The organism is Sphingomonas sp. (assembly GCF_004799495.1).
GTDB lineage: Bacteria > Pseudomonadota > Alphaproteobacteria > Sphingomonadales > Sphingomonadaceae > Sphingomonas.
The window spans coordinates 139,786-158,067 of the sequence record NZ_SSMY01000006.1; the positions used below are offsets into that span (position 1 = coordinate 139,786).

Annotated in this window: 19 protein-coding genes; 7 read left to right on the plus strand and 12 right to left on the minus strand. The window is 67.2% G+C overall.

Annotated elements, in window-relative coordinates; genetic code table 11:
* Positions 1–12 precede the first annotated feature (12 nt).
* A complete protein-coding gene (locus tag E7773_RS06525) occupies positions 13–813 on the plus strand; it encodes an RNA methyltransferase (RefSeq protein ID WP_293989668.1) in 801 nt (266 codons plus the stop codon).
* A gap of 3 nt (positions 814–816) precedes the next feature.
* Here E7773_RS06525 and E7773_RS06530 read toward each other — a convergent pair whose 3' ends face one another.
* The 4 genes from E7773_RS06530 to recR form a co-directional block, all read right to left on the minus strand.
* Entirely contained in the window at positions 817–1,575 is a 759-nt protein-coding gene (locus tag E7773_RS06530) for a tetratricopeptide repeat protein (protein ID WP_293989671.1), read from the minus strand.
* Between the two features lie 31 nt (positions 1,576–1,606).
* A complete protein-coding gene (rmuC, locus tag E7773_RS06535; RefSeq protein ID WP_293989674.1) occupies positions 1,607–2,962 on the minus strand; it encodes a DNA recombination protein RmuC in 1,356 nt (451 codons plus the stop codon).
* 67 nt (positions 2,963–3,029) lie between these two features.
* Positions 3,030–3,554 carry a peptide deformylase gene (def, locus tag E7773_RS06540; protein WP_293989676.1) on the minus strand — a complete coding sequence of 175 codons (525 nt, stop codon included), beginning with the start codon at positions 3,552–3,554 and terminating at the stop codon, positions 3,030–3,032.
* 57 nt (positions 3,555–3,611) lie between these two features.
* Complete coding sequence (recR, locus tag E7773_RS06545; protein WP_293989678.1) at positions 3,612–4,208, minus strand: recombination mediator RecR; 597 nt, start codon at positions 4,206–4,208, stop codon at positions 3,612–3,614.
* 55 nt (positions 4,209–4,263) lie between these two features.
* Here recR and fmt point away from each other — a divergent pair, with 55 nt between their 5' ends.
* Complete coding sequence (fmt, locus tag E7773_RS06550; RefSeq protein WP_293990005.1) at positions 4,264–5,163, plus strand: methionyl-tRNA formyltransferase; 900 nt, start codon at positions 4,264–4,266, stop codon at positions 5,161–5,163.
* Positions 5,160–5,900: a tRNA pseudouridine(38-40) synthase TruA gene (truA, locus tag E7773_RS06555; RefSeq protein ID WP_293989681.1), complete on the plus strand. Its 741-nt coding sequence runs from the start codon at positions 5,160–5,162 to the stop codon at positions 5,898–5,900. The genes fmt and truA overlap by 4 nt, the downstream gene beginning before the upstream one ends.
* Here truA and E7773_RS06560 read toward each other — a convergent pair.
* Genes E7773_RS06560 through E7773_RS06585 form a run of 6 tightly spaced genes read right to left on the minus strand, consistent with a single transcriptional unit; the run spans position 5,891 to position 13,074 of the window.
* The gene (locus tag E7773_RS06560) at positions 5,891–7,069 is read right to left on the minus strand and encodes a class I SAM-dependent RNA methyltransferase (protein WP_293989684.1); all 1,179 of its coding nucleotides are present in this window, start codon (positions 7,067–7,069) and stop codon (positions 5,891–5,893) included. The two genes, truA and E7773_RS06560, sit on opposite strands and share 10 nt — an antisense overlap.
* Before the next feature lie 8 nt (positions 7,070–7,077).
* A complete protein-coding gene (locus tag E7773_RS06565) occupies positions 7,078–8,472 on the minus strand; it encodes an NAD(P)H-hydrate dehydratase (RefSeq protein ID WP_293989686.1) in 1,395 nt (464 codons plus the stop codon).
* Complete coding sequence (locus tag E7773_RS06570) at positions 8,469–8,849, minus strand: hypothetical protein (protein ID WP_293989688.1); 381 nt, start codon at positions 8,847–8,849, stop codon at positions 8,469–8,471. Before E7773_RS06570 ends, E7773_RS06565 begins: the two co-directional genes overlap by 4 nt.
* Positions 8,836–10,557, minus strand: a complete 1,722-nt coding sequence (gene ilvD, locus E7773_RS06575; RefSeq protein ID WP_293989691.1) for a dihydroxy-acid dehydratase — start codon at positions 10,555–10,557, stop codon at positions 8,836–8,838. Before ilvD ends, E7773_RS06570 begins: the two co-directional genes overlap by 14 nt.
* Before the next feature lie 45 nt (positions 10,558–10,602).
* Positions 10,603–11,409 (minus strand): 4-(cytidine 5'-diphospho)-2-C-methyl-D-erythritol kinase, encoded by an 807-nt coding sequence (locus E7773_RS06580; protein WP_293989693.1) that lies wholly within the window; start codon positions 11,407–11,409, stop codon positions 10,603–10,605.
* A gap of 6 nt (positions 11,410–11,415) precedes the next feature.
* On the minus strand, positions 11,416–13,074 hold the full coding sequence (locus tag E7773_RS06585) for an electron transfer flavoprotein-ubiquinone oxidoreductase (protein ID WP_293989695.1): 1,659 nt from the start codon (positions 13,072–13,074) through the stop codon (positions 11,416–11,418).
* Positions 13,075–13,203: 129 nt separating this feature from the next.
* On the opposite strand from E7773_RS06585, the gene E7773_RS06590 reads away from it, so the two are divergent.
* The 3 genes from E7773_RS06590 (at position 13,204) to moaB (ending at position 16,248) form a co-directional block, all read left to right on the plus strand.
* The gene (locus E7773_RS06590; protein ID WP_293989698.1) at positions 13,204–13,926 is read left to right on the plus strand and encodes a uracil-DNA glycosylase; all 723 of its coding nucleotides are present in this window, start codon (positions 13,204–13,206) and stop codon (positions 13,924–13,926) included.
* The gene (locus tag E7773_RS06595) at positions 13,923–15,632 is read left to right on the plus strand and encodes a lytic transglycosylase domain-containing protein (RefSeq protein WP_293989701.1); all 1,710 of its coding nucleotides are present in this window, start codon (positions 13,923–13,925) and stop codon (positions 15,630–15,632) included. Before E7773_RS06590 ends, E7773_RS06595 begins: the two co-directional genes overlap by 4 nt.
* A gap of 88 nt (positions 15,633–15,720) precedes the next feature.
* Positions 15,721–16,248 carry a molybdenum cofactor biosynthesis protein B gene (gene moaB / locus E7773_RS06600; protein WP_293989704.1) on the plus strand — a complete coding sequence of 176 codons (528 nt, stop codon included), beginning with the start codon at positions 15,721–15,723 and terminating at the stop codon, positions 16,246–16,248.
* Between the two features lie 3 nt (positions 16,249–16,251).
* Here moaB and E7773_RS06605 read toward each other — a convergent pair whose 3' ends face one another.
* Both E7773_RS06605 and E7773_RS06610 read right to left on the minus strand, forming a co-directional pair.
* Entirely contained in the window at positions 16,252–16,755 is a 504-nt protein-coding gene (locus tag E7773_RS06605; RefSeq protein WP_293989707.1) for a YbjN domain-containing protein, read from the minus strand.
* Positions 16,756–16,813: 58 nt separating this feature from the next.
* Positions 16,814–17,155, minus strand: coding sequence for a VOC family protein (locus E7773_RS06610; protein ID WP_293989710.1), 342 nt, complete (start codon positions 17,153–17,155; stop codon positions 16,814–16,816).
* Between the two features lie 52 nt (positions 17,156–17,207).
* On the opposite strand from E7773_RS06610, the gene E7773_RS06615 reads away from it, so the two are divergent.
* On the plus strand, positions 17,208–18,278 hold the full coding sequence (locus E7773_RS06615; RefSeq protein ID WP_293989713.1) for a PA0069 family radical SAM protein: 1,071 nt from the start codon (positions 17,208–17,210) through the stop codon (positions 18,276–18,278).
* Positions 18,279–18,282 lie beyond the last annotated feature (4 nt).

Genomic DNA, 18,282 nt, shown 5'->3' on the forward strand with positions numbered 1-18,282 from the left:
AGACGCGCGCCGATGCCCCGCGAGATCACCGCCTTTTCCAACACGCTCGTCAAGCGCGTCCGCTCGTTGCGCGACAAGAAGCACCGCCGCGCCGAGGGACTGTTCCTCGCCGAGGGGCTGCGCATCCTGACCGAGGCGCGCGAGGCCGGGCGCTTGCCCGAGTATCTGTTCTTCACGGCGGAGGGCGCGCCCCACCCGCTGGCGGCCGAATTGATCGCGGCGGTCGAAGGCGACGGCGGCGAGGCGATCCAGACCAGCCACGACATCCTCTCCAAGCTGTCGGGCAAGGACAATGCGCAGGCGGTGGTCGGCGTGTTCCCCGAATTCACCACGCCGCTCGGCGAGCTCGACCGCACCGCGTCGCCGATCTGGCTGGTCGCCGAACGGCTGCGCGATCCGGGCAATCTCGGCACGATCCTGCGCACCGGCGACGCGGTCGGCGCGGGCGGGCTGATCCTGATCGACGATTGCGTCGACCCGTTTTCGGTCGAGGCGGTGCGTGCGAGCATGGGCGCGCTGTTCACCGTGCCGATCGCACAGGCGCGATGGGACGAATTCGTACCCTGGCTGCGGTCCGGGCCCGGCCAGCTCGTCGGCCTGAGCCTGCAGACCGACAGCCATTACCGCGACGCAGCGTACCAGGCCCCGACCTTCCTGTTGACGGGCAACGAAGCGCAGGGCTTGCCCGATGCCTACGAAGCCGAATGCGACTTGCTGGTGAAGATGCCGATGTTGGGCAAGGCCGACAGCCTCAATGCCGCGGTAGCCACGGCCGTGATGGCTTACGAAGTGCTGGCCCGGGCGCGCGCCTGAAGGTTACACCGTCAGTTTGCGCTGCTGCGCGATATATTCGAGCTCGCGCGGCGAATCACTGTCCTGCGGGTTGATGTTGAGACACTTGCGATACGCGGCTTCGGCCGCGTCGAGATCGCCGAGTTCGACCAAATTATAGCCGATTCCCTTCAGCGCGAGGCACCGTTCCTCCGTCACGCGCCCGGGGGTCAGGTCGGCGGCGGCTTCCGACCGACGATAGGCGTCGAGCGATTCCTTCCACTTCTTCTGCTTCATCAAAATGTAGCCGAGCTCGTTGAGATACCGCGAATTCTGCGGCGCGAAGCCGATCAGGCGGGTGAAAGCGGTCTCGGCTTCGGGCAATCGCTGGAGATCGATCAGCGCGTAGCCGGTGACATATTGCGCGCGGCACCAGCCGGCGTCGATCGCGACTGCCGCACGCTTGGCCCTGGCGGCGTCGGCGAGATAGGCGGACGACTGTTCGGGCGTCACCGCGCAATAGATCTGGCGCTTTTCGTCCGCATATCGGCGTTCGAAATCGGCGAGTACGGGACGCATCAATTCAACCGCGGCACCGGGATTTTTCGCCCGGATCGCCGCCATCCCGGCGTCGTATTTCGCGTCGACGGTGGGCGGTATGCGTGAGCCCTTGGCGGCGTCGCGATCATCGTTGGAGGGCGGACGATTGGCCGGCGTGCCCGGGGGTAATTGCCGGACCGCTTGCCCGACGGCTGGCAGCGCGATCGCCAGCGCCGCACTCGCGAGGATCCATCGACCCGCCATTGCCAACCGCATCGCCCAATACTCCGACGACTCAACCTTCCGCGCTACGATCCGCTATCTCACTCACCGACGCAAGCTTCACCAGCGGGCGCGGCGTCTGCTCGACGATCGGGGGCGATTCGATCGAGCGGCCGGCGGTGTCGATGTTGTAATCCTCGAAGCGCTTCGCTTGCGTCAGCACCTGAGTCTCCAGGCTGCCGACGAACGCATTATACGCATCGTTGGCGAGCCCGATGTTTCGCCCCAGCTTGGCGACATGGCCGCCCATCACCGCGAGCCGCGCGTATAATTCCTTGCCCAGCTCGGCGATCTCGCGCGCCTCGCCGGCGAGCTTCTCCTGCCGCCACACCGCCGCGACCGTGCGCGCGATCGCGATCAAATTGGTCGGCGTCGCGAGCAACACGCGCCGGTCGAATGCGAAGTCCCACAGTGCCGGGTCCTGCTCCAATGCCGCCGACAGGAAATGCTCGCCCGGCACGAACATGATGACGTAATCGGGCGCGTCGTCGAACTGGCTCCAATACGCCTTGGCACCGAGCGCGTTGACGTGCGCGCGCATCGACGCGGCGTGGCGGACGAGCCCCGCGGCGCGCTCGGCATCGTCGATCGCGCCGAACGCGTCCTGGTAATCGTTGAGCGACACCTTGGCGTCGATCACCAGCGAATTGCCGCCGGGCACGCGGATGATCACGTCGGGGCGCAGCCGCCCACCCGCGCCGTCGTCGACCGATACTTCGGCGCGGAAGTCGGCCACGTCGGACAATCCGCAGCTTTCGAGCACGTTGCGTAGTTGTTGCTCGCCCCAGCGACCGCGCGCCTTGGGCGCGTTGCGCAGTGCATTGACCAGCTTGGATGCTTCGGCACGGACCGATTCGCTCCCGACGCGCATCGATTCGATCTGGCCCTTGAGGTCACCGAACGCGTCGCGCCGCTCCGCTTCGACCTTCGCGACCCCCTGTTCGTATCGTTCGAGCCGTTCGTGAACGGGTTGCAGCAAGGCCTTGAGATTCTGCCCGCTCGTCGCTTCGGACTGTTTGAATCGTTCGTCCGCGCGCTGGAGGAACTTGGCCTGTGCCTCGTCCAACAGCTTTTGTCCGACCTCGGCGAACTGCCGCCCCAGCGCTTCCTTCGCCGCGACCAGTTCGGCCAGCCGCGCCTCGAACGCCGCCTCGCGCTCGGCCGACGCCGCCTTGTGGCTGTCGAGCGCGCGCATCGCTTCGTCGCGCTCGCGCGTGACCTCGATCAGCGACATTCGTGTTAGATCGTACTGGTCGGCGTGCACCTTGGCCGCGGCGAGCTCGGCGACGCCATGCCGCGAGGCGAGCAGCCATCCGACGAGCACACCGATGGCGAGCGCACCCAGCGCGGCGAGAATGGCTCCGGTCATCCGCGGAACATAGATCGAACGATGAGCTTAGGATAGAGGGTTTTGCGTCGCGCCAAGCGACTTGACCTCAAGCCGCCTTCCGCAGCTTCGCGAGCTTCTTCATCAGCATGTCTCGCTTCAGCTTGCTAATATGATCGGTGAACAGCACGCCGTTCAGATGATCGATCTCGTGCTGGACGCACGTCGCCCTCAGCCCGTCCATGTCCTCTTCGTGCGCCTTCCCGTCGGCATCCTGCCATTTGACGCGGCATCGCGCCGGGCGCTCGACCTCGGCATATTGCTCGGGGATCGACAGGCAACCTTCGTTGTAGGTTGAGGTTTCGTCGCTAACCGACAGTATTTCGGGGTTAATGAATACCATTGGCTGCCGGACGGGATCGCCGCCCTCCTCTTCCGGCTCCTGCAAGTCCATCACGAAGATGCGGCGCTCGATTCCCACCTGCGTCGCGGCGAGGCCGATGCCCCGCGCGTCGTACATCGTCTCGAACATGTCGGCGACGGTCGCGCGGACGCCCTCGTCGATCGTGTCCACCGGCGCGGCGATGGCGCGCAGGCCGGGATCGGGAACTTCGAGGATCGTGAGCAAGGTCATGGCGGGTCAGCTAGAAAAGGCCCCGCGCTACGTCAAGCAAGCGCCATTTGTATGTGGCTACACCACAGGGCGCCGCGCGCGCATCGCCTGCGCCAGCGTGCCCTCGTCGAGATAATCGAGCTCGCCGCCGACCGGCAGGCCGTGCGCGAGCTGGGTGAGCCGCACCGGAAACCGCTCGATCCGCTCGGCGATGTAATGCGCGGTGGTCTGCCCCTCGAGCGTCGCATTCATCGCCAGCACGACCTCATCGATCCCGCCGCCCTCGACCCGTTGTACCAGGCGCGCGATTCCGAGATCCTCGGGCCGCACGCCGTCCAACGCCGACAGTCGCCCGCCGAGCACATGATAGCGCCCCGGAAACAGCCGCGAGCGCTCGAGCGCCCACAAATCCGCCACTTCCTCGACCACGCACAGGCTGCGCTGGTCGCGGCGCGGGTCGGCGCACACCGCGCACGGGTCGCTGGTATCGATATTGCCGCAGGTAGAGCACGTCGCGAGCTGCTGGTCGACCGCCTCCAGCGCCGCCAGCAGCGGTCCCATCGCCGCCTCGCGCTTTTTGAGCAAGTGCAGCACCGCGCGCCGCGCCGATCGCGGGCCCAGTCCGGGGAGTCGCGCCAGCGCTTGCGTCAGCGCCTCGATTTCCTGCGATGCCATGGCGGAACAGATAGGGGGTTGCCTGCCCCCATGCCAAGCGGCGATGAGCGCGCTCATGCGGATCGTCTTCATGGGCACCCCCGATTTTGCCGTTCCGGTGCTGGAGGCGCTGGTCGCGGGCGGGCACGACGTCGTGGCGGCGTACAGCCAGCCGCCGCGACCTGGCGGGCGGCGCGGACGCGAATTGGTGGCGTCACCGGTGCAGGCGCGGGCCGAGGCGCTGGGGATCGGGGTGCGGACGCCGCGGACGCTGCGCGATGCGGGCGCACAGGCGGAATTCGCGGCGCTGGCCCCCGATGTCGCGGTGGTCGCGGCCTATGGCTTGATCCTGCCGCAGGCGGTGCTTGACACGCCCAGGCATGGCTGCCTCAACGTCCACGCCTCCTTGTTGCCGCGCTGGCGTGGCGCCGCTCCGATCCAGCGCGCCATCCTGGCGGGCGATGCCGAGACTGGCGTGTGCATCATGCAGATGGAGGCGGGTCTCGATACGGGACCCGTGCTGCTCGAGGATCGCACCGCTATCAAGCGCAAGACCGCGGGCGAATTGACCACCGAGTTGAGCGCAATGGGCGCGCGATTGATGGGGCAGGTGCTCGACGACCTTGCCGCCTGTCCTCCCACCCCGCAGCCAGACAACGGCACGACCTACGCCAACAAGGTCGACAAGGCCGAGCTTCGGCTCGACTTCACGCGGCCTGCCGAGCAGGTCGAGCGCCAGGTGCGCGCGTTCAATCCGCCGGGGGCATTCTTCGAATGGGACGGCGAACGCATCCGCGTCCTGGCTGCCGACGTAACGGACGACATTGGCACGCCGGGATGCGTGCTCGACGGGCTGACGATCGCTTGCGGCACCGACGCGATCCGTCCCACGCTCGTCCAGCGCGCGGGTCGAGGCGTCATGACGTCAGACGAGCTTTTGCGAGGGTTTTCCGTGCCCTCCGGCACGCAATTGTGACTCGGTTCGCGCTGACGGTCGAATATGACGGCCGCCCATTCATGGGCTGGCAGCGGCAGGATCACGGGCCGAGCGTGCAGGCGGCAGTCGAGCGCGCGGCGCACGAGATCACCGGCGAGACGGTCGCGGTGCATGCAGCCGGGCGTACCGATGCGGGGGTGCATGCGCTCGGCATGCGCGCGCACCTCGATGTTGCGCGGCCGATCACGCCGTTCCGGCTGACGGAAGCGCTCAACGCGCGATTGCGGCCCGATCCGGTCGCGGTGCTGGCGTGCGAGGCGGTGGCGGACAACTGGCACGCGCGCTTCTCGTGCGTCGCGCGGCATTACGAGTACCGCATCGTCACGCGCCGGGCGCCGCTGACGTGGGAAACCGGGCTGGCGTGGCGCGTGCCGCAGGAACTCGACGCAGATGCGATGGCGGATGCGGCCCGCGTGTTGGTGGGCAGGCACGACTTCACGACCTTCCGTTCGGCGCATTGCCAGGCAGACAGCCCCTTGCGGACGCTCGACCGGCTTGAGGTCGTGGGGGACGGCGAGCGGATCAGCGTGTTCGTCTCGGCGCGGTCGTTCCTTCACCACCAGGTGCGGTCGATGGTTGGATGCCTGGCAATGGTCGGCCAGGGCAAATGGTCGAAAGCGGACCTCAAGGCGGCGTTGGAAGCGGCGGATCGCACGGCGCTGGGCTTCAACGCGCCGCCCGATGGCCTCTATTTCGTGCGCGCCGATTACCCCTGACGGCTGAACCGCGCGGCCAGCTCGACATGCGTCGACCAGCGGAACTGGCCGACCGGCTGGATCCAGTCGACCCGGTACCCACCTTCGCACAACATCTGAGCATCGCGCGCGAAACTGCTTGGGTTGCACGACACATAGGCGATGGCCAGTACCTTGCACCTGGCCAGGTTCGCTACCTGTTCCCGCGCGCCCGACCGCGGTGGATCGAGCACGATGGCACCGAAGCGATCCAGTTCCGTGGTGGTCAGCGGCCGGCGGTACAAGTCGCGATGTTCCGCGAACACCGGTCGTCCCGCGATCGCCGCCGCGCCCTTGAGCGACAGAATGGCGTTGCGACCCGCTTCCGCCGCATAGACCTTGGCGGGGGCCAGCGAGAGCGCGAAGGTACCGAGGCCTGCGAACAAGTCCGCGATCGTGGCCGGGGCGCCGACCGCCTCGCGCACCGCGGCGATCAACGCCGCCTCGCCCTCGCGCGTGGCCTGGAGGAAGCTGCCGTGCGGGAACGGTACCGGGACGCCGCCCAGCGTCACCGTCGCCGGCTCGGGCTCCCAGCGAGTCTCGGGGCCGATGCCGTCGTCGGTCGCGAAGCGCGCGATGCGGTGCTCCAGGCAGAAATCGTTGATCGCTTCGGCCGCCTCCAGCCCTTCGGCGCCTGCCCCGATCAGCACGTCGACCCCCTGGTCACACGACGTCAGCTGGATGTCGGCGCGGCGCCTGAACCCGATCCTGGCGAGCAATGCGCGCAACGGCGCGACAAGCGCGAACAGTTCGGGCGCGAGGATATGGCATTCCTGGATATCGACGAGCGCATGGCTGCCCGCCTCGGTAAAACCGATCCGCACGCGCCCGCCCTTGGCCTCGGCATGGAGCGTCGCGCGGCGGCGCGTGCGCGGCGGCGACAACAACGGCGGGCGAATCTCGGTCGCCAGATCATGCGCCGCGAGCGCGCTCGCGATGCGGTCGACGATGAAGCCCGCATGGCTGGCGTCGTCGAGGTGCTGGAGCTGGCACCCGCCGCAGATCGGGAAATGCCGGCACGGCGGCACTTGATGGTGGGGGCCGGGCGTGAGCGAACCGTCGGGGTTGAGGGTATCCCCTGGTGCGGCGAGCGCAGCGTGACGTCCGTCCGCGGTGACGCCATCGCCGCGCGCGGCGACGCGGACGATCATATCCGGACTCACAGCGACGCTCGCACCGCGCCGAGCTCGCGCGCGAGGTCGTCGGCGATAAACGCCCCGCCCAGCCGCCGAGCAGCCTCTCCATGGAGCCATATCGCGGCCTCTGGTCCTTCGCCCGCCGCGAGCATCACCCCAACGGCGCCGGCGAGCACATCGCCGGTGCCGGCGGTCGACAGCCAGCTGCTCGCGGCGGGCGCAACAACCGCTTGGCCTGTGGGCGTCGCGATGACCGTGTCCGGACCCTTGAACACGACGGTCGCGCCCGATTTCGCCGCGGCTCGGCGTGTCGCTTCGATCTTGCTGCCTGCATATTCGCCGAACGCCGCCTTGAACTCCCCGACATGCGGCGTGAGGACCGTGCCGCCCGTGCGCTTGCCGAGGGCGGCCAGCCGATCCTTGTCGAGCAGGTGAAGCGCGTCACCGTCGATCACCAGCGGCACCGCGATCGCAATCGCGGCGTCGAGCTTGCGCTCGGCGTCCTTCCCGCGGCCCAGCCCCGGCCCGACGACGATCGCCGCCGCCTTCTTGCCGTCGAGCGCCTTGCGCAGCGCAGCCACCGACCATTTCCGGCGCACCAGCGCGTGGGGCGCGCCTGCGCTTCCCTGATCGTCGAACAGCAGCACATATCCCGTCCCGGCGCGCATCGCCGCCTCGGCCGCCAGCGCGCCTGCACCGGGCATCTCGCCGCCGACGATCGCCACCAGGCCGCGCGAATATTTGTGCGCATCGACCGGCGGCGGTCCGAGGTCGGGGCGAGCCAGGGCGCGGCAATCGCTCGTGACATGCTTCAGGCCGATATCGACCAGGCGCACTGCGCCACACATCGCTGCGGCGGGCTGCAGCAGGTGCGCCGGCTTCAGCGCACCAAGCGCGAGCGTAATGTCGATATGCGGTACGTGGCCGAGCAGCGCGCCATCGTCGGTCGTGATGCCGCTCGGCAAATCCACGGCAAACGATAGCCGCGCACCGCCGGTCAGTCGCGCCAGCGCTTGCTGCGATGATGGATCGAGCGGGCGCGACAATCCCGTCCCGAACAGCGCATCCACCACGACCGGCGCGCCGTCCGCGCGATCGATACTCTCGACTTCTCCCGCGAACGCTTGACGCGCCGCGACCGCCGCCGCGCTCCTCGGGTCCGCGCAAGAGGTAACCCGCACGGGGACGCCGTTCGCTTTCAGGATGCGTGCCGCGGCATAGCCATCGCCGCCGTTGTTGCCCGGTCCGCACAGCACCAGCACGGGCGCACCCGCCGTCAGCCGCCGTACGGCCTCCGCGACGCCCGCCCCGGCCCGTTCCATCAGATCCTCGACGCTTGATCCGGCCGCAATCGCGCGTTCCTCCGCCGCGCGCATCTCGGCCGCGGTCAGGATCGGCTGGCCGTCGATCGGTGTCACTTGGCTGCCTTGGCCTTCACCGTCGCGGGCAGGCGATAGCGGTCGCCGCCGATCGCTACCTCGATGCGGCCGTCGCCCAACAGGCTGACCTGGGCGCTCTCCGCGCCGTCGGCGGCGATAACGCCGCGGCCGTCGTTGACGATCAGCAGACGATGGAAACCGTTGTCCGGGCGGCGCACCGTCAGGACCAGTCCCTCGGCCGATTGCGTCCGCTCGACGGTGCAATCGCGCGCGAACGTCCCCGCGCCGGTCGCGCATTCGATGCGGTCGTCGGCGGTCGGACCGGCGATGCTGTTCTCGAGCGTTTCGGCCGGGGTCGCCTGCTGGCCGCACGCGGCGAGCGCGAAAGCCAGCAGGAACGCGCTAGATATCCGCATAGACGTGCGTCTCCGCCGCGGCCCCGGGATGGGTGACGGCGCCTTGCAACGCGGGACCGACATTGCGGGCATAGCGCCACAACGCGCCCGATTGATAGTCGTTCACGCGAGGCGTCCACGCTGCGCGGCGCGCGGTGAGTACATCGGCGGGCACGTCGAGGTCGATCGTTCCGGCTTCGGCGTCGATGCGGATCGTGTCGCCATCCTCGATCAGCGCGATCGGCCCGCCGTCGGCGGCTTCGGGCCCGACATGGCCGATACAGAACCCCCGCGTAGCACCCGAGAAGCGGCCGTCGGTGATCAGTGCGACCTTCTCGCCCATGCCGAGCCCGTAGAGCGCCGCCGTGGTCGAGAGCATCTCGCGCATACCGGGGCCACCCTTGGGTCCTTCGTAGCGGATAACCACGACCTCACCTTCGTTGATCGCCCGCGCCTCGACCGCCGCGAAGGCATCTTCCTCGCAATCGAAGCACCGCGCCGGACCCTCGAATTGCAATCGGTGCATGCCCGCCACCTTGACGATCGCCCCATCAGGCGCGAGCGAGCCGCGCAAGCCTACGACGCCGCCGGTCGGGCTCAGCGGCGTCTTGACGTCATGAATGACCTTCTGATTGGGGTTCCACGTAACTTCGGCGATATTCTCGCCCAACGTGCGGCCCGTCACGGTCAGGCACTCGCCGTCGAGCAGGCCGTTATCGAGCATCGTCTTCATCAGCATGTAGACGCCGCCCGCCTCGTACATATCCTTCGCGACATATTGCCCGCCGGGCTTGAGGTTGGCGATGTACGGGGTCGACCTGAACGCTTCCGCGACGTCGAACAGGTCGAAGTCGATTCCCGCCTCGCTCGCCATCGCCGGCAAGTGCAGCGCGGCGTTGGTCGAGCCCCCGGTCGCCGCAACGACGCGCGCGGCGTTGATGAAGGCGGCGCGGGTGCATATGTCGCGCGGGCGCAGGTTGCGCTCGAGCAATTCCATCACCTGATGCCCCGCGGCAACTGCGATCTGTTCGCGCGTGCTGTAAGGAGCGGGCACCATATTGCTGTTCGGCAAGGATAATCCGATCGCCTCGCCCACACACGCCATCGTGTTGGCGGTAAACTGGCCGCCGCAAGCACCGTGACCGGGGCACGCGACCTTTTCCATCGCGTGGAGCTCGCTGATCGGGCAGGTGCCGGCGGCGAACTTGCCGACCACTTCGAACACGTCGACGACGGTGATGTCCTTGTCATGGAACCGCCCCGGCAGGATCGACCCGCCATAGACGAAGATCGACGGGATATTGAGGCGGAGCATCGCCATCATCATGCCGGGCAGCGACTTGTCGCATCCTGCGAACCCGACGAGCGCGTCGTAGCAATGGCCACGCACGCTGAGTTCGACCGAATCGGCGATGACCTCGCGGCTGACGAGGCTGGACTTCATTCCCTGATGCCCCATCGCGATCCCGTCGGTAACGGTGATCGTGTTGAAGCGGCGCGGCATTCCGCCGTTTTGCTGGACGCCCGCGCGCGCTGCATCGGCCTGGACGTCGAGCAACGTGTTGCACGGCGCGCTGTCGTTCCCCGCGCTGGCGAGTGCGACGAACGGGCGGGCGATTTCCTCCTCTGTCAGCCCCATCGCGTAGTAATAGCTGCGGTGGGGGGCGCGTTCCGGGCCGACCGAGACGTGGCGGCTGGGAAGGTTCGATTTGTCGAAGCGATTGGTCATGGCGCGATCGCCTATGTCGCGGGAAGGCCGTTTGGCGCAAGACTATTACGTGAAGGTGGTTTCAAGGCACCACCAATCGGGATGACCCAGCGCGATCCCGGCATGCGCGTCGGCGCGCGTTTCCTCGCTGTCGAACAGTGCGAAACACGTCGCGCCCGAGCCGGACATCCGCGCGAGCGTGACGCCGGGATGCGCGGCGAGGATCGCTAGCACGTTCCCGATGACCGGCGCGATCGTGCGCGCGGCAGCCTCGAGATCGTTGCGGCTCACCGCGTCCGGCTCCAGCGGCCCGCGATCGACGCCGTCCCAGCCGGCGAACACCGCGGCGGTCGAGACAGCGACGCCCGGATTGACCAACAGGACCGGGCGGCCTGTCAGTCCCTCGGCGGGAGTGAGTTGTTCACCTCTGCCCCGGCCATAGGCGCTCTCGCCCGCGAGGCAGGCCGGCACGTCGGACCCGAGCGCGAGCGCGATCTCCGCCATCTCGTCGATCCCGACCCCCCGCATTCGCGCCAGCGCGCGAAGCATCGCGGCGGCATCGGCCGATCCGCCGCCGATCCCCGAGGCCACGGGAAGCTGCTTGTCGAGCGTGATCGCGAGCGGCCGGAGCGTGCCGAATCGCGCGGCGAAAGCATCGCGCGCGGCGATGACGAGGTTGCCCTGGCCGATCAACGCATCGGCGAACGGGCCGGTTATGGTGAAACTATCGCTCGCCGCCTCGGCGACCGTCACGGCGTCGCCGTCGCGACAGAACGCGAACAAAGTCTCGATCTCATGATAGCCATCCGGCCGCCGCGCGCGGACGTGGAGCGCGAGGTTGATCTTGGCCGGGGCGAGTTCGGTGATCGTCACCTAGCGTCACATGTTGGGGTAATTAGGCCCGCCGCCGCCCTCGGGAACCACCCAGACGATGTTCTGTGTCGGGTCCTTGATGTCGCACGTTTTGCAGTGGACGCAGTTTTGCGCGTTGATCACGAACTTCGGGTTGCCCTCTTCTTCGCCGACGATCTCGTACACCCCCGCCGGGCAGTACCGCTGCGCCGGCTCGTCATACATCGGCAGGTCGTATTCGACCGGAATGTCAGGATTGCCCAGCGTCAAATGGACCGGCTGATCCTCCTCATGGTTGGTGTTCGAGATGAACACCGACGACAGCCGGTCGAACGTCAACACGCCGTCGGGCTTGGGATAGGCGATCGGCTGGACCTGATCCTTGCGCCACAGGCTCTGGTGGTCGGGATGGTGCTTCATCGTGAAGGGCATGCGGATGCCCCAGCTTTCGAGCCACATGTTTATGCCCGCCAGGATCGTGCCGAACCCCTCGCCGAACTTCTCGACGAGCGGGAGCACGTTGCGGACGACCGACAGCTCCTTCTTGACCCAGCTCTGGTCGTACGCCTCGGTATAGGCGACCAGCTCGTCGGACTGGCGCTGGCTAAGCACCGCATCGTACGCGGCGTGCGCGGCCATGATGCCGGACATCATCGCGGTGTGCGTGCCCTTGATCCGCGGGACGTTGAGGAACCCGGCACAGTCACCGATCAACGCGGCGCCGGGCATGACGAGCTTGGGCACCGACTGATACCCGCCGTCAGAAATGGCGCGCGCGCCATACGAGACGCGCTTGCCGCCCTCGAGGATCGACGCGATCGCCGGATGCGTTTTCCAGCGCTGCATCTCCTGGAACGGCGACAGGTAGGGGTTCGAATAATTGAGCCACGTTACGTAACCGAGCGCGACCTGCCCATTGGCCTGATGGTACAGGAACCCCCCGCCGTTCGACCCGGTCTCGCTGAGCGGCCAGCCCTGCGTGTGGATGACGCGGCCGGCCGCATGGTTCTCCGGCTTGATGTCCCACAATTCCTTGATGCCGAGGCCATAGACCTGCGGCTCGCAGTCGGCACGCAGGTTGAAGCGGTCGACGAGCTGGCGCGTCAGGTGCCCGCGCGCACCCTCCGAGAAGAAGGTGTATTTGGCGTGGAGCTCTAGCCCTGGCTGATAATCGGACTTGTGGCTGCCGTCGCGCGCTACGCCCATGTCGCCGGTCGCGACGCCCTTCACGCTGCCGTCGTCGTTGTAGAGCACTTCCGCCGCCGCGAAGCCCGGGAAGATCTCGACCCCCAGTTCTTCGGCTTGCCCCGCCAGCCAGCGGCACAGATTGCCCAGGCTGCCGGTGTAGGTGCCCTTGTTGTGCATGAAGCCGGGGGTGAAGAGATGCGGCATCGAGAATCGCTTTTTCTTCGTCAGGATCCAGTGCTGATTGTCGTTGACCGGCACTTCGGCGAGCGGACAGCCCTTCTCGCGCCAATCGGGGATCAGGTCGTCGAGGCTGCGTGGATCGATCACCGCGCCCGACAGGATATGTGCGCCGACCTCCGACCCCTTTTCGAGCACGCAAACCGCGATGTCGCCGCCCTTTTCCGCTGCCAGTTGCTTCAGCCGGATCGCCGCCGACAGCCCCGCCGGACCCGCGCCGACGATCACCACGTCGTACGGCATCGACTCGCGTTCGCTCATCACTTCCTCCCGAGGGCTAATGCCCCATTCAACAACGCCCGCCGGTCATCGCGCGGCGGCAACGGTTTGTCCCCGAAGCGGTGCCCGCGAATTGACCCCGCCGTCAACTATCGACTCTATGGGGATCACATGGGGGCTGACCAGCATAACGATTGGCGCGCGAGCGTCGCCAGCGCGCTCGAATGGTGGCGCGACGCCGGGGTCGATTGCGAGATCGATGATGGGCCGCGTGACTGGCTCGCGCGGATGCCGTCGCCCGACAAGCTGCCCGCCGCGGTGCGCGAAGCCCCGGTCGAAGCGATCAAGCTGCCCGAAACCTTGGCCGAATTCGCCGCGTGGCGAGCCGTGTCCGGCCCCGAGGCGGGCTGGCCGGGCCAGGCCCTCGCCACGCAAGGCGATGCCGCGAGCGGATTGATGATCGTCGCCGACATGCCCGACCGCGAGGACGATGCCGCAGGCGCCCTGCTGTCGGGCAGCGCCGGGCGGCTGTTCGACGCGATGCTCGCGGCGATCGGGCGCGATCGGCAATCCATTTATCTAACCGCGCTGTCGGTGAAGCGCCCGCCCGCCGGGCGAGCGAGCGACGAAACGGTCGAGCAATTGGCGACACTGATCCGCCATCATCTCTCGCTCGCCGCCCCGAAACGCGTGCTCGCGCTCGGTAATGCGGCGAGCCGTGCGCTCACGGGGATGGACGTCGCGGATGCGCGTGGAAGTTTACGCGTCATTAAGCATGATGGCGGGACAAGTGAGGTCGTGGCGAGCTTTCACCCGCGCTTCCTGCTGGAGCGGCCTGCGGCGAAGGCGGATGCCTGGAGAGACCTGAAGATGTTGATCGGGGGGTTCGAGTGAGATTTTCGTATTTGCTGGCGGCCACCGCGGCGGCGCTCACCCCGATCCTGGCGGCGCCTGCGTTGGCGGCGGGCGATCCTCCTGCCGCCGGCGCAATGAGCCGCGGTATTCCCGCCCAACTCGATTCCGGTCAGCGCGATGGATACCGCGCCGTGTTCAAGGCGATCCGCGAGCAACGCTGGGCCGACGCGCAGATCCAGCTGACCGCGATGAAGCCCGGCCCGCTCCACTCGATCGCCGCTGCCGAGCTCTACCTCGCCAAGGGGTCGCCCAAGGTGGAGAACGATCCGCTGCTCGCGGTGCTGGCCAACGCGCCCGAGCTGCCCGAAGCGCCGGCGATTGCGAAAATCCTGGCGTCGCGCGGCATCGTGGCCCCCGGGCTGCCGGTCCCGCAAAAGCTGGTCTGGGTCAACGGCGCGTCCACCCGCGGCCGCGCCAAGCCGACCAAGCTCGATCTCGTCGCCGCCGAGCTCGCGCTCAAGATGCAGCCCTTCATCAAGGACGATAAGGGCGCCGAAGCGCAGGCGTTGCTCGAAGCGACGCCCAACCTGACTCCCGAAGCGCAGACCGAATGGCAACAGCGCGTCGCGTGGATCTATTTCCTGCAGGGCGACGACAACAACGCCCGTACGATGGCGGCGAAGGCGCGTGTCGGCAGCGGCGACTGGGCGGTCCAGGGCGAATGGGTCGGCGGGCTCGCCGCGTGGCGGCAGGGCGATTGCACCGCCGCCGGGCAAGCTTTCGTCGCGGTCGCGGCGCGCGCGAGCGACATCGAACTGCGCGCGGCGGGTCTATATTGGGCGGCACGCGCCGACATGAAGTGCGCCCGCCCGCAATTGGTCGAGGCGCGGTTGAAGAACGCGGCGCAGCTCGACGAGACCTTCTACGGCATGCTCGCGCGGCAACAGCTCGGCATCAAGGAACAGCCGCGCGTCTCCGACGAGCTGATGCTCGCCGATTGGGACAAATTGCAGAACCGCCCCAACGTCCGCGTCGCCGCTGCGCTGGTCGAGATTGGCGAGACCGACCTGGCCGACGACGTGCTCAAGCAGCAGGCCAAGATCGGGCCCGCCTCCGAATACGCTTCGCTCGTCCGCCTGACCGAGACGCTCGACCTGCCCGAAACGTTGATGTGGCTCGGCAACAATTGCCCGCAAGGCACGCGCCCGCCGACGATCGCGCGCTTCCCGGCGCCGAAATGGGCGCCCGACGGCGGGTGGAAGGTCGACAAGGCGCTGGTCTACGCCCACGCGCTCCAGGAATCGCGCTTCAAGCGCACCGTGATCAGCCCGGCCGGCGCGTACGGCCTGATGCAGATCATGCCCGCCGCGGCGATCGATTATGCGCGAGAGCGCGGCATCACCGTCGATCGCGGCGCGCTCGCCACGCCATCGGTCAACATGGCGGTGGGTCAGCGCACGCTCGAGCGGCTGAGCACGCAAAGCTTCGCGAACGGATCGCTGATCAAGGTGATGGCGGCATACAATGCCGGGCCGGTACCGGTAACCGCGTGGAACGCCATCGTCAAGGACGGCGGCGATCCGCTGCTCTACATCGAATCGATCCCGTACTGGGAAACGCGCGGTTACGTGACCACGGTGATGCGCAATTACTGGATGTACGAGGCCAAGGACGGCCGCCTCACCTCGCCGAGCCGCGAGGCGCTCGCGCAGGGCAAGTGGCCGAAGTTTCCGGGGGCGAAGTAACCACCTCAATCCGCCGTTCGTGCTGAGCTTGTCGAAGCACGTGTGCTAGGGCACGCCCTTCGACAGCTCAGGGCGAACGGAGGTGCTTGTGGCGATCGACGAAACCCGCGAATTCCTGCCCGTCCGCATTGCCGTCCTGACCGTGTCCGACACGCGCGGCCTCGCAGAGGACAGATCGGGCGATACGCTCGTCGAACGGATCACTACCGCGGGCCACATTTTAGCGGACCGCGCGATCGAACGGGACAGCATCGATGCGATCGTCGAGCGGCTGGCCCTTTGGATCGCCGACCCCGAAATCCATGTCGTCATCACTACCGGCGGCACCGGCGTGACCGGGCGCGACGTCACGCCCGAAGCGGTCGAGGCGGTGGCCGAAAAGATGATCCCCGGTTTCGGCGAAGCGTTCCGCTGGCTCAGCTACGAGAAAATCGGCACCTCGACGATCCAGTCGCGCGCGTGCGCGTGCGTCGCCGGCGGCACCTACATCTTCGCGCTGCCCGGCTCGACCGGCGCGGTGAAGGACGGCTGGGAGCTGATCCTCAAGGACCAGCTCGACAGTCGCTTCCGCCCCTGCAATTTCGTCGAGCTTATGCCGCGCCTGACCGAGCGCTGACCCCTATTTCTTCGGATTGAGGTACGCACGCACGTCGTTCAGCGCCGACGCCATCCATTCGAGCAAGTCGGCGAAATTGGTCTGGTTCAGCCCGCCGATCGTCGACACGTCATGGTCGAAGACCAGCTCCTTCTTGTCGTTGACGCGCGCGCGGAGGAAGCGTTTGTCGGTGTTCCATTTGTTCGCGAATGCCTCGGTATTTTGCGGGTCGGCTTCGAAGCTGACGTAGAACTGGATCGCCGCGCACTGCTTATGCTCGACGCAATCGTAGAAATAGATCGAAAACGAATAGCCCGACGCGGCGCTGTCGATCTCCGGATCACCGACGCCGTCCTTGCCCAGCTTCGCCTTGTACCCGGCCTTTTGCAGCGCGGCGACAATCGTGTTCGGGTCGCTCGCGCACACCATGTTGGCGCCGCACGGCTTGTCGTCCTTTGCCTGCACGGACGATGCGAGCGTCCCGAGCGCCAGCCCCAAACCCAACAGGAAATACCGCTTTTTCATCATACCGCCCCCGGTTGTTTCAGCGCTTTTTCTGCTGGCTTCGCCGCCGTCCCGCAAGCCTTTATTCGGCGGCGGGCTGCATCGCCGCAAGTTCGTTGCCGTTGGGATCGCGGAAGTGGAAGCGCCGTCCACCGGGGAACGCGAAGATCGGCTGGCTGATCGTCCCGCCCGCGCTCGTCACCGCCGCCAGCGTCGCATCGAGATCGTCGACCTGAATCACCGGCAACGGCGCGCTGGTCCATTCGGCGCGGTCGCCCTGTAGCCCCAGATCGGTCTCACCGCTCTGCGTCGCGGCATAGGTCGGGCCGTAATCGGCGAAGTCCCAGCCGAACGCCGCCGCGAAGAACGCCTTGGTCGTTTCTGTGCTCTGCACCGGCAGTTCGACATAGTTGAGCTTCGCCATATCCGTCTCCAATGTTCTTGCTATGTTCTAGAGCGCGTGGCACATTCCCGCAATGGCAAAAGCCCGTCCCGTCCGCGGCGCCACGGTCAATCGTGAAAGCACGCGCTTCAATCTGCCCGAACGGCTGACCGATGGCGACTGGCTCGACGCGCTGGAGGACGTCGACGGCGCGCCGCCCAAACTCAAGACGACGGTGACGGTCGAAACCCCGCGCACGATCATCACGCGCAACGCCTCGCCTGACATCGGGTTCGACCGATCGATCAATCCGTATCGCGGGTGCGAGCATGGCTGCATCTATTGCTTCGCGCGGCCGACGCACGCGTATCACGATCTGTCGCCGGGGCTCGATTTCGAGAGCAAGCTGTTCGCGAAGCCCAACGCGCCGGTGCTGCTGCGCGAGGAGCTGAGCAAGCGCGGCTATGTCTGCAAGCCGATCGCGTTCGGCACCAACACCGATCCGTACCAGCCGATCGAAGGGCATTGGCAGATCACGCGCGAGTGCATCAAGGTGCTGGCCGAGACCAATCACCCGCTGACCATCACGACCAAGTCCGACCGCGTCGTGCGCGACATCGACCTGCTGGCGCCGATGGCGGCGAAGGGCCTGGCGGCGGTGGCGGTGTCGGTGACGTCGCTCGACAGCACAATCGCGCGCACCGTCGAGCCGCGCGCGCCGCACCCCGAACGCCGGCTGACCGCGGTGCGACGGCTCGCCGACGCCGGCGTGCCGGTGTTCGTGTCGATCGCCCCGGTGATCCCGGCGATCACCGACCACGAGATCGAGCATATCGTCGAGCGCGCGGCGGAAAGCGGGGCGAAGGGCATCAATTTCCTCCCCGTCCGCCTGCCGCACGAAGTCGCGCCGCTGTTCCGCGCGTGGCTCGACGCGCATTTCCCCGACCGCGCGGGCAAGGTGATGGCGATCATCCGGGAGATTCGCGGCGGCCGCGACAACGACCCCGATTTCTTCACCCGGATGAAGGGGCAAGGCCCGTGGGCGGAGTTGATCCGCACGCGCTTCCAGATCGCGATCCGCAAGCATGGGCTGAACAAGGAGCGGCTGGCGGTGCGGAGCGATTTGTTCAGGCCGCCGAGGGGGGCTCAGGGGGAATTGTTTTAGTGCG

Coding starts and splice junctions, on each gene's coding strand:
- E7773_RS06525 (WP_293989668.1), top strand. CDS start 13: ATGCCCCGCGAGATCACCGCCTTTTCCAACACGCTCGTCAAGCGCGTC.
- recR (WP_293989678.1), bottom strand. CDS start 4,208: ATGGCATCGCAGGAAATCGAGGCGCTGACGCAAGCGCTGGCGCGACTC.
- E7773_RS06585 (WP_293989695.1), bottom strand. CDS start 13,074: ATGAGCGAACGCGAGTCGATGCCGTACGACGTGGTGATCGTCGGCGCG.
- def (WP_293989676.1), bottom strand. CDS start 3,554: ATGACCTTGCTCACGATCCTCGAAGTTCCCGATCCCGGCCTGCGCGCC.
- E7773_RS06560 (WP_293989684.1), bottom strand. CDS start 7,069: ATGATCGTCCGCGTCGCCGCGCGCGGCGATGGCGTCACCGCGGACGGA.
- rmuC (WP_293989674.1), bottom strand. CDS start 2,962: ATGACCGGAGCCATTCTCGCCGCGCTGGGTGCGCTCGCCATCGGTGTG.
- fmt (WP_293990005.1), top strand. CDS start 4,264: ATGCGGATCGTCTTCATGGGCACCCCCGATTTTGCCGTTCCGGTGCTG.
- E7773_RS06590 (WP_293989698.1), top strand. CDS start 13,204: ATGGGGGCTGACCAGCATAACGATTGGCGCGCGAGCGTCGCCAGCGCG.
- ilvD (WP_293989691.1), bottom strand. CDS start 10,557: ATGACCAATCGCTTCGACAAATCGAACCTTCCCAGCCGCCACGTCTCG.
- E7773_RS06570 (WP_293989688.1), bottom strand. CDS start 8,849: ATGCGGATATCTAGCGCGTTCCTGCTGGCTTTCGCGCTCGCCGCGTGC.
- E7773_RS06615 (WP_293989713.1), top strand. CDS start 17,208: ATGGCAAAAGCCCGTCCCGTCCGCGGCGCCACGGTCAATCGTGAAAGC.
- E7773_RS06610 (WP_293989710.1), bottom strand. CDS start 17,155: ATGGCGAAGCTCAACTATGTCGAACTGCCGGTGCAGAGCACAGAAACG.
- E7773_RS06605 (WP_293989707.1), bottom strand. CDS start 16,755: ATGATGAAAAAGCGGTATTTCCTGTTGGGTTTGGGGCTGGCGCTCGGG.
- E7773_RS06530 (WP_293989671.1), bottom strand. CDS start 1,575: ATGGCGGGTCGATGGATCCTCGCGAGTGCGGCGCTGGCGATCGCGCTG.